Genomic DNA, 14,390 nt, shown 5'->3' with positions numbered 1-14,390 from the left:
TCACCTATTCTTTTACATCATTTTTTGTATCTTCTAATTCTAAATTTTCACTGCTTTTGTTGATATTAGAACTTCTATTAGATTTAAGTCTGCCCTTTAACAAAGTATCTCTTTTTTCTACAGAAAAATCCCTTACATCATCAACATTTACTCCTGAATTAATCAAATCAGAATGTATAGCCCTTAATATTGTATCAGAAACAATCCTACAGAAAAAATCTATAGATCGTACAGCATCATCATTACCAGGAACTGGATAATCTATATTTCTAGGATCAGAATTCGTATCTAAAACTGCCACTATAGGAATATTTAACTTATTTGCTTCTTTAATTGCTATATGCTCTTTATTAGTATCAATAATAAATAAAATATGGGGTAGACCACCCATTTCACGAATTCCACCTAAAGATCTAAGTAATTTAGCCTTCTCTTTTTCAAAAAGCAAAATTTCTTTTTTTGTAAATTTATTATCCTGATTACTAAGCAATTGATCATAATTAACTATTTTCTTAATTGATGAAGACACAGTTTCCCAATTAGTTAGCATACCACCTAACCACCTATTATTAACATAATACTGCCCACAACGCACAGCCTCTTCAGCAAGAATATTTGAAGCTTGAACTTTCGTACCAACAAATAACACTCTCCCTCTTTTTAACACAACATCATATAATACTTCAAGTGCTTTCTTAAACAGCACCATAGTCTTTTGCAAATCAATTATATGAATATCTTTATATTTATGTACACCATATATATAAGGTGCCATATTTGGATTCCAACGCCCCGTTTTATGTCCAAAATGAACCCCAGCATTTATCAAATCTTGTATAGTAAAATCTGGTAAATCAGCCATTTAGTACTCTCCCTTTTAATAATAGTTAAACCCCCATAGCTACACTTTAAACAAGACTATTATTACAGCTATGTGCGAATTAGCATTACAGCTATAAAATATAGAACTATAAATGCTAATATATACTAGCAAGGAATATTTTTGTTATCAACATTTTAAATAAAAAATAACTATTACATAAACAATCAAGTAGTGTTATATAAAATTATTAATTTAACAGCAAAGAATTCACTTACAATCAAAGCACTTCATGCTTTATACATAATGTCACTTACTTATATCATAGTAATTAAGAATTACATTTAAAATCAAAGTAGCTACTTAAAAGACAGTAAGTTTCATGTAAAGGAAGACCTACAACTGAAGAATAAGAACCTTTAATCCATACAATAAAAGCACTTGCATAACCTTGTATACTATATCCCCCAGCTTTTTCATACCATTGTTTAAGATTAATATAATAATCTATTTCTTTTTCAGACAAACGTTTAAATTTTACAACTGTCATTACACTTTTTACATGAAATTTATTCTCAGGTGTATATAGACAAATTGCAGTATATACACGATGTCTACGACCAGACAATAGCTTCATATATTGAATTGCTTGTTCTTGATTTTTTGCTTTTAATAATATCCTTCTACCACAACAAACTACAGTATCTGCACCTAATATAAATTTATTTGGATGCATGAATTTAACTTTTTCAACCTTACTTTTTACAATACGAATAGAATAATCCTTAGGAAGCTCTTTATCATTATAAGATTCATCAATTTCTGAAAATACAACCTCTTCAGGCAATACACCTATTTGCTCTAATAAATCTATACGCTGACGTGATGAAGATGCTAATATTAAATCTTTAATTTTTATCATTTGCAATGCTTAATCTATAACCTTAAGCCTTCTAGTAATCCGACCCTTACCTACACCACTTTTATCAATACCGTATGAACTTACTTCCATTAATACCTTATCATGCATTAAAATACGTATTTTACTTTTACGTATCTTACCAGAAGCATGGGCTATAATCTCATTTCCATCACTTAATTTTACTATAAAAGTTGCATCACGCAATAATTTAACCACTATACCTTCAACTTCTATAATCCCTTCTTTTACCGCCACTATTTTATCAAAAAAGTTAATACTTTATTGTATAACATAATTTATAAAACTGCAATATAGTTTATAATTTTGTTTTACACTTATAAATATGCAATACTAAATTATCTTTTGTAAATCCTAACAAATCCACTTCCCAATAGAAATTGATAACGCATACTTGTATCCTAAAGTTAGTAAATAAAAAAACCTTTAAATTATTAATAACAGCACCGTACTATAATATACACTTTGTACCAACTTTTAAATATTCATGCCCTAAAGTAATTAGATTTATTACTTCAGGAAGATTTGTAACCCATACATTACCATTTGAATCATCATCAATAATCTCAACTGCAATAAATTCAACTCTTCCATCATCATTAACAACTTTTAATCCTATTTCTCCTATATCGTTCAAACTTAATAAAGATGATGAAACCTTATGAGCTTTAAATTGTCCTACAGGCAACTCAACATTAGATATCATTCCTTGTGTAACAAAATAATTTTTATCATTCTTCACTGTTACTTCAATAGTATAAGTTTTAGTTTGTGGATTTGCAATTCTACTAATAAAACTAACTATTCCTTTTAATACTTTCCCATTACTTAATATCACATTAGATTGTGAATTAAGCTGCACCCTTTCTACATCCCTAATAGAAACATTGATTATGATTTTAAATTGATGAAAATTAACTACCTTTGCAATTACCTGTCCTAATTTAACAAAATTTCCAACTTTAATATTAATCTTATCTACATAGCCTGCAAAAGGGGCTTTTATTCTCGTATTATCAAAATTAATATATGCTTTTTTTACATCTGCATAAGCTGATTGAAGAGCACTAAAAGATGCACTACTCTGCATTTCTGATTTATAGCCTTTTTTATATAATGATTTTATAGCTTCATATTCAAGTTGTCTCTGCTTTAAGATAGCTTGCGCTTGTTTTAGCTGCTCTGCTTTATCATTTTCTTCTATTTTTAATATTACTGTATCCTTATTAACCACATCTCCATTATTAATAAAAAGATCTGTTACTTTTCCACTAACTTCTGAAACAATTTCCGCAAATTGCAATGCATCAACTTCACCAACAACAGAACGATATACTATTTTATTTTGGGAATAATTTTTTTGTACACGTACAGAAGGAGTACTATTGTCAATATCCATTATTTCAGGTTTTTTATGAAATAACAACCCACTACAAATCCAACAAAAGCTTGATACTAGCAGTAATAACACAATCTTATATTGCAATTTTAATTTTAATACATACCTGAAGATACTCATACCTGTTTCATATAATTATATTTAAAGCTTATTTTCCATATGAGAATATTAACAATTTATTACAAATTCAATTAAATATTACTAATACATAGTAAATTGCAATTTTAAAAAATGATTTAAACATTTATACATATTATATAAGCACACTTTAAAAAAAGCTTTTATAAAAAAATTAGTAATATTAATTTATATTAAAGATATAAATTATAGCTCACATGTATAACATCAAAAATACTCATATAACATTTAAAATATATTTTCTAAAATTAGTAGTATAAAAATTTAAATACAAATATTTTATCAATACATTAAAAATATAACTTTAATATTTAAATATCACATCATTTTTTATATATTACATTAGAATTTAACGTTAAAATCAGTAGTTATACATCATTATTTTTTAAAATACTAATCACACATAACCGTAACTACTAAATCTTAATATAAAATATTATTATAATTAGGACATGTTATTTTTAACTTATAACTTTTTACTTTTATTACATATCAAGATTAGTTATTTAAAATACATATATTCACTTATATGCAAAATTCTAAAAGTAGAATACTTTTACTTTTTATACTTTAAAAATGCTACCTCACAAGCATCTTTAAATACTTCATTAACATCTGGATGAGAATGACAAATATGATAAATATCCTCAGATGATGCTTTATAAGTCATAGCAACAACTGCTTCATTAATCATAGTATCAGCATACGTTCCCAAAATATGTACACCTATAATAGTATCTGTTTTTTTACAAGTTAAAACCTTAACAAATCCCTCATCCTCACCAGTAATCCTTGCTCTTCCATTAGCTGAAAAATTACTCTTTCCAACATTATAATCATAATTTATACTCTTGAGATAATCTTCTGTTTTACCTAAAGATGCAGCAGCAGGATGCGTATATACTACATTAGGTATAACATCATAATCTACATAAGAATGATGTCCTGCTATTAACTCTGCAACAACATGTCCCTCTTTTTCTGCTTTATGAGCAAGCATTAACCCACCAATCACATCTCCTATAGCGAATATTCCTTCAATATTAGTTTCAAACCTATCATTGACTATAATAAACCCTTTATCATTTTTTGCTATAATACCCTCATCTATTAAATTTTCAGTATAGGGCTGTCTTCCAACAGCAACAAGTACCTTATCAACTTCTAAAATATTCACTTTATTATCTGTTAAAGATTCATACTCTACAATAAGACAATTATTCTTATAATTTACAGATATTACCTTAGATGACATACAAAAATTTATTCCTGACTTCTTTAAGCTATTCATTAAACCCTTACTAATATCACTATCCATACTAGCAATAATTTGATTTGTATATTCAATAACCGTTACCTCAGTACCTAATCTATTCCATACTGATGACATCTCAATACCTATAACTCCCCCTCCTATAACTGCCAATCTTTTCGGTAACTTATTTATACTTAATGCAGAATTAGAAGATATAATATTTTCTTCATCAATATTAATATTAGGCAAAGTAGAAGGATAAGACCCTGTAGCAATTACTACATTCTTGGATAAAACTTCTTCTAAACCACCTTCTTCATTAATTATTTTTATAGTAAAATTACCTGATGATGTCGGTACTATCTTAGCAGTACCATAAAATCTCTTAATTTTATTATGAGAAAATAAAAACTCAATCCCTCTACTTAAATCTTGAATTGCTCGATCTTTAATTTCAACTGCTTTATGTAAATCAAATTTTACATTATCAACAACTACCCCAAATTCTGATAAATGATGTTTAGCACTATAATATTTATAAGAGAAATCTAGTAATGCTTTTGATGGTATACATCCAACTCTTAAGCACGTACCTCCTAGTAAATGATTTTTATCTATGCATGCAACTTTTAATCCTAATTGCGATGCACGAATTGCACATTTATAACCACCTGGTCCACCACCTACTATAATAACATCATATTTTTCCATTGTTATACCACTACTAAGAAATAACAGCTAATTTTTGCTCTTTTGTTATAAAATACATTGATAAATTGTCAATCATTGGCATATGATAAGATGATCTCGGAACATTATTAATTTTTTCTATAACTCCTGATATAGAATTAATTTTCAACAAAAATCCATTATCATTTAATACCCATATACTATCGCTTGCTAAAATAGGCGGAAACCATTTATTTCTTTTTGTAATACCAATATTCTTTTGTATTTTATTTAATAAATTGCATTTCCACATAATAGCTTTATTCTTAATATTAAATGCAATCAATACATCATCATTAGTGATAATAAAAACATTCTCATTAATTATTGGAGAAACAACCTTAACATTAAGTTTTTCTACCCAATTAATTTGTCCAGAAAGTACATTGATATCCACTAAATCTTGATCATGATTTACAATTAAAAGCTCATCTTCGCTAGTCACTGGTGTAATTGAGATACTATCAACAATACTCAAATTATTTTTACTTAACACCAAATCCCATATTTTACTTCCATTATAAGAATTTAAAGCTACTACATTACCATTCGGCAGCAATAATGTTAAAATATTATTTTTAACATTAAAAGCTGGAGATAATGAACTCATCTTTTTAATATCCGATGACACACCTTGATAAGACCATAACAACTTCCCATCATTAATATTAAAAACAAATAAATAATTATCTGCAGTCAGCACAGCAACATTCTTGCCATCATTAATTATTACAGGATTACCATCAACAATATTTCTCAAAACTTGCTTCCATATTATATTTGAATGGCTTACATCTATGCCATATAAAACATTATCTACTATGCATAATATAACACCCTTGGTATATAATAACTTATTAAAGGAATATGCTAGCCCACCGCTATATATTTTAGGAGCATTTGTTAAACTTAAATGCCAGAGGATATCCTTTGGATTTTGATCATTTATATAATATAACTCACCTGAATCATTTAAAATAATAATTCCATTATCAATGATAATACTAGAGGCAACTTGTTTACCATCTAATAAAAATGTTTTTATTTTACTAAAATCTACTCCAGAATTTAAATATTCAGCATGCTTATTTATCAAAACATCTTTTTTAGGCTGCAATAATAAATCCGCTTTATTAATGTCAGCACAAAGTACATCATTCAACAGAAAACATAAAAAAATAAAAAATATTACTACAAACCGCATCTTTACTACAACAAAACTCAACTCATAATAATTAACTAACTTATTTGAATAAATCAACTAATTAATTAAACAAAAAAGCTTTGCTATTAATTTAACAACAAGAACTTATCACCTAGATACTTTTGGATTTATAATAAAAAATGGCAAAATTATATATCCAGTACATGAGATTACTATTGCTGAAAAATTTAAGTAACACACTTTAATATGGCATATATTGTAATATACAACACTTTAAATAAATCTAAACAAACCTAGCTTAAAAACTTATGTTATATATAAAATATCCTTATAATCTATATGCATTGAATTTTATAATTATTTATATGAAATAATAAAATGGTTACTTAGTAAAATGTCATTATAAATTATCAATATATTGTTGCTATATGCTAAAAATTATTCATAAGCTATTAGATACTAATAATTTCTTTTAGCACATAAAACACACCTAATATAATAGTATTATATTGAATTAATTTATCAATATAAAGTAGCACACTTAAGTAATAACATAGTAAATAATAAAAATTATTTACTCTACAATCCTACATGATATAAGTAATAAACAAAGATATACTCAAATTAAGTGTATGGTAAGTAATAGTGTAGTTTTATGTATATTAGATGGCTGGGGTAATGGAAATAATAACAAATACGATGCTATTGGTACTACTTATAAGCCTTTTTGGAATAATATTATTTCACAATATCCAAGAAGTAATTTAATAACAAGCGGTGTAGATGTAGGCTTGCCAGAAGGTCAAATTGGAAATTCAGAAGTTGGACATATTAATTTAGGAAGTGGTAGAATTATTTTACAAGATTTACACAGAATTAATACTGAAATACATAATATTCAGCAAAATAGCAACTTATTGTCATTTATAAATAAAATTAAAAGTAAAAAAAGCGCTTGCCATATTATTGGATTACTATCCGATGGTGGAGTACACTCTTTACAAAGTCATATGCTAACCCTTATAACAGTACTTGCAACATCACACATAAAAGTATTTATACATGCATTTCTCGATGGTAGAGATACACTTCCATCTTCAGCAAAGAAGTACATTAATATATTAAATGAGCATATTCGCCAATATAATAATGTATACATTGCAACTATTAGTGGTCGTTATTATGCAATGGACAGAGATAATCGCCTAGATAGAACTGAAAAGGCTTATAATGCTATAGCTTTCTCACAAGGGGAGAAATATAATGATGCAATATTAGCAATAAATAGTTACTATGCATCCGGAATCACTGATGAATTTATACCACCATCTATAATCAGTAACTACTGTGGTCTTAATCCCGATGATGGTATATTAATAACAAATTTTCGTAGCGACAGAATCATACAAATAATCAATATGATCACAAACCATATCAAGCCTTCTAAGCATATTCACATAAGCAATATTTTAGGCATGATACAGTACTCAAAAAATATCAACATTCCTTGCTTATTCCCTAAACACAATATACAAAATACCCTAGGAGAAATAATATCAAATCATAACTTATTTCAGCTAAGGCTCGCTGAAACTGAAAAATTTGCACATGTTACTTTCTTTTTCAATGGTGGTAGAGAAGAGCTTTTTAAAAATGAAGAAAGAATTATTATTCCATCACCAAAAGTATTAACTTATGACCTAAAACCTGAAATGTCAGCATATGAAGTAACAGATCATTTAATAAGTAGTATTAACCTAAAAAAATATTCTCTTATTATAGTAAATTATGCAAATGCAGATATGGTAGGACATACAGGAAATATTGAAGCAACAAGAAAAGCAATTGCTACTATTGATATATGTTTAGGTAAAATACTAAAATCTATTAAAAAAAATAACTACATATTAGTCATTACTGCTGATCATGGAAATGCAGAAGAGATGTTTGATTCTGCAAACAAAATGCCATATACAGCACATACTACTAATAGTGTTCCATTCATAATATGTAATTACAATAAAAAAATTACCTTAAAAAATGGCAGATTGTGTGATGTATCTCCTACAATATTAGAATTATTACAAATTAAACAACCAATAGAAATGACAGGAGAATCATTAATACAGAAAATGTAAATTTAATACATCAATATAATAAAATTAATAAAGTTATATAGTTAAGGCTCTAGTATCTACACCAGATATACCGGTAAAATTATTAATTTGCATCCATGAGTTTAAATTCATATAAGATAACACATGAGAATGTTCTGATATTTCTCTTACAATAATTCCTTTTGCTAATATTGTATTATGTTCATTATCTATATGATTGATACCTACGTTACCAATATGTGGGAATGTAAATATAATAATTTGATTTGCAAATGATGGATCAGTGATTGTATGTTGATAACCAGTCATACCAGTAGTGAAGCATATTTCTCCAATAGCATCATTTTTTGATCCTATTGATTGTCCACAAAAATATTTGCCATCAGATAATACTAAAATGGCATTACAGTGATTTTGCATCATATACACATAATTTACATTTTGATATAAGAATTATAATAATATGAAAGCTATTATATTTCTATAGATTAGTAAAGGATAGTAACAATAATATTTCATATTCAATAAATTTATTCTGACTTATAATGCACTAATTTATCAATCACCTAAATGAAAATATATAAAAAATAAATATAATATATCTTTTGATCTTATATATGAGAACAAAGTAAGTAATATTAGCTTGAATTAACAAAATAATTTGTGAATTAAAAATAATGTATTGTGTTATACATTGCTTATTATAAGCTATAATTTTATCCCCTACTGCAAAAAATATATTAATATGCTTATTTATGATTTATAAATAATATATTTTTATATAATAAACTAATGGATAATATGCATTTATTCATTTTATAATACAATTGAAAGATTATGATTTTACAATTGATTTATTAGAAAAAGTTTCTATATTTTTAACTACTTTTGATTTTTTATACATACTCACAGTATCAATAAATAAAAATGTTGATATACATTTGTTGGATTATTTATTATTAATATATGGATTATGATTTTTTTTTAAAAAAATTTTTATAGGTACCTCATAAAAAAAAGACTTCGTCAAGCTATTTTTTAAATATTTTTGATAAGTTGCATCAACTTCTTCTACATTTGTCAATATTATAAATACTAATGGCATAACACTAATTTGTGTAATATATTTTAATTTAACTTTTTTCCCATTGTGTAAAGGTGGAGAATGATGACTTACTGTTAAAGATAACCATCTATTAAGTTCTGAAGTACTAACACGTTTATTAATAACATCATAAATTTCTAAACATTTATCAAGTACTTTATTACAATTAACATTTTTAAGAGCAGAAATTTCTATAATTGGAACTTTAAAATCAATTTTATTATTTTGCTGAATAATATCCCTTAATTTCTCTTTTTCAATTGGCACATCAATTAAATCCAATTTATTTAATGCTATAATAAGTGGTTTGCCTTTTTGTATAGCAATTTCTGCAATAGCTAAATCTTGTTGACTAATTCCTAGAATAAAATCAACTATTAGAATAATAATATCTGATTTCACAATTGATGATATAGATGATCTATTAGAAAAAGTTTCTATACTTTCGACTACTTTTGATTTTTTACGCATACCAGCTGTATCAACTAATATAAATTTTTTTCCTTTATAATAATAAGTTACATCTATAGCATCACGAGTAGTTCCTGCTTCACTATCTGTAATCAGTCTGTTATCATTTAGAAGAGTATTTATTAAAGTTGATTTACCAACATTTGGTTGGCCAACTATAGAAACTTTTATAGCTTGAACTCTTTCTTTTTCAAAATCACTTTCTTTGCATACTGATGTTAAGGCATCATATAAATCTGCCATACCTAAATTATGTTCAGCTGATATGTATACTGGACCAATAAAATTAAAATATTCTAAGTAATCTACCGGATAACACTTTTTATCACTTTCACATTTATTAGCAATAAGTATTATTGGTTTATTTGTTAATTTTCGCAACCACTTCGCCAAATTTGTAACTTTGTTATTACAATTTTCCTTAGCATCAACAACAAAAAATATAACATTAGCAGACTTTATTGCTAATTTAACTTGTTCAATAATTAAATACGACAATTTAACACTATTATCAATACCTCCTGTATCAATAATTTTAAATTTTAACCCACATAAATTAACATAGCTTTCTCTTCTATCCCTTGTTACATTTGGAATATCACTAACTATAGCAAGCCTTTTACCAATTAATCTATTAAATAAAGTTGACTTACCGGCATTTGGTAACCCAATAATTGCTACTTCTAACATCAATGATTACATATATTAATAAATATGATTATATTAAAATATTACTTTAAGTTACATAAACTCATTCTTTTATGACAAATATAGCTTAGGAAGTAATAATTATATACACATTAGCTTTCATAATTTCTTTAATTAATTAAGTACTAAATATATATTATTGAACTAACGATATTTAAATTTAAAGTTTATATGAAATAATAATATATGTAAACCTGTTCATTACTATTATAGATTAATTTTTTTAACTATAGCTTATAATAAGCAATGTATAACACAATACATTATTTTTAATTCACAAATTATTTTGTTAATTCAAGCTAATATTACTTACTTTGTTCTCATATATAAGATCAAAAGATATATTATATTTATTTTTTATATATTTTCATTTAGGTGATTGATAAATTAGTGCATTATAAGTCAGAATAAATTTATTGAATATGAAATATTATTGTTACTATCCTTTACTAATCTATAGAAATATAATAGCTTTCATATTATTATAATTCTTATATCAAAATGTAAATTATGTGTATATGATGCAAAATCACTGTAATGCCATTTTAGTATTATCTGATGGCAAATATTTTTGTGGACAATCAATAGGATCAAAAAATGATGCTATTGGAGAAATATGCTTCACTACTGGTATGACTGGTTATCAACATACAATCACTGATCCATCATTTGCAAATCAAATTATTATATTTACATTCCCACATATTGGTAACGTAGGTATCAATCATATAGATAATGAACATAATACAATATTAGCAAAAGGAATTATTGTAAGAGAAATATCAGAACATTCTCATGTGTTATCTTATATGAATTTAAACTCATGGATGCAAATTAATAATTTTACCGGTATATCTGGTGTAGATACTAGAGCCTTAACTATACACATACGAAAACACGGATCACAAAATGGAATAATACACCACTTTGATGATATAAAATCCCTAAATATAACAAAATTACAACAAACTGCACAAAATTATATTGCTAATCCTATAGCGGAATCTTCCGTTTACAGTAATTATAATAAATCAACAAGTGAACAGAATTTATATAATGTATCGTTAGTAGATTTTGGCATAAAAAACAAGATATTATCACACTTAGAAGAATTAAATTGTAAATTACAAGTAATACCTGCAATAGGAAATTTCGTCAATAAAGTATTATTATCATCTCCTCAAGGTATTGTCATATCTAATGGTCCAGGAGATCCCGCTGATATTCCACAAGATATTATCAAGCAAATTAATATTTTAATAAAGTCTAATATACCAATTCTAGGAATATGTCTAGGACATCAATTACTTGCTATAACTGCAGGAGCAAAAACAATAAAAATGCTATATGGACATAGAGGAAGTAATCATCCAATTTATAACATAGAAGATGATCGTATTGAAATTACAAGTCAAAATCATGGATTTACTATTGATAAAACAACCCTTCCAAAAAATATACAAATTACACACGTTTCATTATTTGATCAAACAATAGCAGGAATCAAATTTACTGATCATCCCATTTTCTCAGTACAATACCATCCTGAAGGTGCACCAGGTCCACATGATTCATATTATATTTTTAATAAATTTATAAACTTGTTAAAAAATAATCATACAAGCAAACTTAGAACCATAAACACATAGTTAACTCAACTGCTCTCACATAAGAATTAACAAATCTATAAGTATTCTATTATTATTTATCATTAACTATTTCAATACACATTAAAATGTCTATTAAATACCTCAATTACCTACGGTACATTACAACATAACTACATAATGAATGTAGTACCAGCTCCCATGCTGTCAATATATACTAAACTTCAAATTATCTTTGCTTATTTATTATAAGCTATATGGTCTACTTATTGAAGATATACTTTTAAATATTAAACTATATGTCTATAAAACAACCTATTCCTTTTCTATCGAAGTTCTATAAAAGTTAATTTGTTATTTTTATAATTAAAATAATAGCATAAAGTAAAAACTTACCTATATCTCCCAATGTAAAAAATATATAATACTAACAAATTTAGTAATAGCAATTATATACTTAGTTTTACAGTAATTAATAAATAAATTAACTAGTATACTATAGTTAAACACTAATAAAATGGTAACATATATTAATTGATCAAAAGAAATTGCATTAATAGAGAATAACTACTAACTTAGAAAAGTTATTGCTTAATACATTTATTACAAAATAATTATCCATTTATTATAAAATAACTATACCAGATATTTATTTACACAAAAGCAACTACTAATAATATTACATATTAGCAGAAATAGATTTGATTAGGATTATCCTTTTAAAATCATCAGATAATTCTTCGTTATCATAGCTTTTAGTACAAATAACTTGAATATTATTTTCAATTATTATAACATCATTAAATTCTTTTTAAAGTACATTATTATTAATACTCAAGTGTTATCAGTGGGTTTTAAATATCATGAATAATAAAAAGAACTTGGAGATAATATTAGCTCAACCTATGGGATTTTGTGCTGGTGTAAGGAGAGCTATTGAAATAGTTGAGTTAATTATCCATCATTACAAAAACAAAAAAAAAATTTATGTCTTACATGAAATTGTACACAATTCTTTTATAGTAAGTAATTTCAAACAACAAGGTGTAATATTCATTAATAAAGTAGAGCAAGCTAGTCCAGATTCTATATTAATTTTCAGTGCTCACGGAGTTTCTAAACAAATAACAGAGGAAACTCAAAAAAGAAAAATTCATGTTATCGATGCAACTTGCCCTTTAGTAACAAAAGTACACTTAGAAGTACAAAAATATGATAAAGAAGGCTATAAAATCATATTAATAGGACATAAAGGTCATCGTGAAGTTGAAGGTACTAGAGGACAAATAAATAATCCTGTAACAATAGTACAAAATGTTCAGGATGTACATAATATACAGATAAAAAATAACGATAAAATTGCATATGTAACACAAACAACTCTCAGTATAGATGATACTAAACATATAATTGAGACACTAAAGCAGAAATTTCCAGACATTAAAGGACAAGACTTAAAGGATATATGCTATGCTACCCAAAATAGACAAAACTCTGTAAAGTATTTATCTTGCAATGTTGATCTTATGTTAATAATAGGCAGTAACAATAGCTCAAATTCAAATCGTCTATTAGATTTAGCAAAATCCTACAACGTAAAATCATTTTTAATAGACTCATATAATAATATAAATATAAATTGGTTTCAACAAGTCAATAAAGTTGGCATTACTGCTGGAGCTTCTGCGCCAGATATTCTTATTAAACAAGTGATTAATTACCTTAAGTTAAATTTTAAATTACCAAAAAATATACATTTTACAGCTTATTCTTAATTTAATAATTGATTTATATCAAATTTTATCTAAGAGAATATATACCTCACTTCATAATACTTAATTTAGCCACATTTCAAAACTGTATCATAATTTTTAAAATCAAGTAATTGAATAACTTCTAATATATAAATAATAATTATTGCTAATATTAACTATAA

11 protein-coding genes and 1 pseudogene are annotated in these 14,390 nt (G+C 25.9%); 4 read left to right on the top strand and 8 right to left on the bottom strand.

The annotated features are described in order from the left end of the window. Positions 1 to 4: 4 nt before the first annotated feature. From rpsB to HL033_RS03915, 6 genes are all read right to left on the bottom strand, one after another. On the bottom strand, positions 5 to 862 hold the full coding sequence (rpsB, locus tag HL033_RS03940; RefSeq protein WP_218193988.1) for a 30S ribosomal protein S2: 858 nt from the start codon (positions 860 to 862) through the stop codon (positions 5 to 7). A 289-nt stretch (positions 863 to 1,151) separates the two neighbouring features. Continuing rightward, entirely contained in the window at positions 1,152 to 1,742 is a 591-nt protein-coding gene (locus HL033_RS03935; protein WP_218193987.1) for a Maf family nucleotide pyrophosphatase, read from the bottom strand. Between the two features lie 9 nt (positions 1,743 to 1,751). Next, positions 1,752 to 1,997 (bottom strand): translation initiation factor IF-1, encoded by a 246-nt coding sequence (infA, locus tag HL033_RS03930; protein ID WP_218193986.1) that lies wholly within the window; start codon positions 1,995 to 1,997, stop codon positions 1,752 to 1,754. 214 nt (positions 1,998 to 2,211) lie between these two features. Continuing rightward, complete coding sequence (locus HL033_RS03925; protein ID WP_218193985.1) at positions 2,212 to 3,231, bottom strand: efflux RND transporter periplasmic adaptor subunit; 1,020 nt, start codon at positions 3,229 to 3,231, stop codon at positions 2,212 to 2,214. Positions 3,232 to 3,853: 622 nt separating this feature from the next. Next, a complete protein-coding gene (gene lpdA / locus HL033_RS03920; protein WP_218193984.1) occupies positions 3,854 to 5,263 on the bottom strand; it encodes a dihydrolipoyl dehydrogenase in 1,410 nt (469 codons plus the stop codon). 13 nt (positions 5,264 to 5,276) lie between these two features. Continuing rightward, positions 5,277 to 6,443, bottom strand: a complete 1,167-nt coding sequence (locus tag HL033_RS03915; RefSeq protein WP_218193983.1) for a PQQ-binding-like beta-propeller repeat protein — start codon at positions 6,441 to 6,443, stop codon at positions 5,277 to 5,279. 106 nt (positions 6,444 to 6,549) lie between these two features. Here HL033_RS03915 and HL033_RS04575 point away from each other — a divergent pair, with 106 nt between their 5' ends. Beyond that, positions 6,550 to 6,681: a metallopeptidase TldD-related protein gene (locus HL033_RS04575; RefSeq protein WP_410522112.1), complete on the top strand. Its 132-nt coding sequence runs from the start codon at positions 6,550 to 6,552 to the stop codon at positions 6,679 to 6,681. Positions 6,682 to 7,078: 397 nt separating this feature from the next. Beyond that, on the top strand, positions 7,079 to 8,584 hold the full coding sequence (gene gpmI / locus HL033_RS03910) for a 2,3-bisphosphoglycerate-independent phosphoglycerate mutase (protein WP_218193982.1): 1,506 nt from the start codon (positions 7,079 to 7,081) through the stop codon (positions 8,582 to 8,584). A 39-nt stretch (positions 8,585 to 8,623) separates the two neighbouring features. Here gpmI and HL033_RS03905 read toward each other — a convergent pair. Together HL033_RS03905 and der are read right to left on the bottom strand one after the other, a co-directional pair. Next, a pseudogene (locus tag HL033_RS03905) lies at positions 8,624 to 8,986 on the bottom strand (carbamoyl-phosphate synthase domain-containing protein); the annotation flags it as partial. Positions 8,987 to 9,512: 526 nt separating this feature from the next. After that, a complete protein-coding gene (gene der, locus HL033_RS03900; RefSeq protein WP_218193981.1) occupies positions 9,513 to 10,829 on the bottom strand; it encodes a ribosome biogenesis GTPase Der in 1,317 nt (438 codons plus the stop codon). 536 nt (positions 10,830 to 11,365) lie between these two features. Between der and carA the strand changes: the two genes are divergently transcribed. Together carA and ispH are read left to right on the top strand one after the other, a co-directional pair. Continuing rightward, complete coding sequence (gene carA, locus HL033_RS03895; protein ID WP_410522097.1) at positions 11,366 to 12,496, top strand: glutamine-hydrolyzing carbamoyl-phosphate synthase small subunit; 1,131 nt, start codon at positions 11,366 to 11,368, stop codon at positions 12,494 to 12,496. An 821-nt stretch (positions 12,497 to 13,317) separates the two neighbouring features. Further along, entirely contained in the window at positions 13,318 to 14,229 is a 912-nt protein-coding gene (gene ispH / locus HL033_RS03890; RefSeq protein ID WP_218193980.1) for a 4-hydroxy-3-methylbut-2-enyl diphosphate reductase, read from the top strand. Positions 14,230 to 14,390 lie beyond the last annotated feature (161 nt).

Origin of the sequence: Neoehrlichia mikurensis, from assembly GCF_019186785.1 — a bacterium.
Classification (GTDB): domain Bacteria; phylum Pseudomonadota; class Alphaproteobacteria; order Rickettsiales; family Anaplasmataceae; genus Neoehrlichia; species Neoehrlichia mikurensis.
The sequence above is the reverse complement of the archived record's forward strand: the minus strand, read 5'-3'. Positions and strand labels throughout refer to the sequence as shown.

What these genes read in the sequence shown, in the direction of transcription:
- der (WP_218193981.1), bottom strand. Translation starts at nt 10,829, where the DNA reads ATGTTAGAAGTAGCAATTATTGGGTTACCAAATGCCGGTAAGTCAACT.
- carA (WP_410522097.1), top strand. Translation starts at nt 11,366, where the DNA reads ATGATGCAAAATCACTGTAATGCCATTTTAGTATTATCTGATGGCAAA.
- rpsB (WP_218193988.1), bottom strand. Translation starts at nt 862, where the DNA reads ATGGCTGATTTACCAGATTTTACTATACAAGATTTGATAAATGCTGGG.
- HL033_RS03935 (WP_218193987.1), bottom strand. Translation starts at nt 1,742, where the DNA reads ATGATAAAAATTAAAGATTTAATATTAGCATCTTCATCACGTCAGCGT.
- ispH (WP_218193980.1), top strand. Translation starts at nt 13,318, where the DNA reads ATGAATAATAAAAAGAACTTGGAGATAATATTAGCTCAACCTATGGGA.
- lpdA (WP_218193984.1), bottom strand. Translation starts at nt 5,263, where the DNA reads ATGGAAAAATATGATGTTATTATAGTAGGTGGTGGACCAGGTGGTTAT.
- gpmI (WP_218193982.1), top strand. Translation starts at nt 7,079, where the DNA reads ATGGTAAGTAATAGTGTAGTTTTATGTATATTAGATGGCTGGGGTAAT.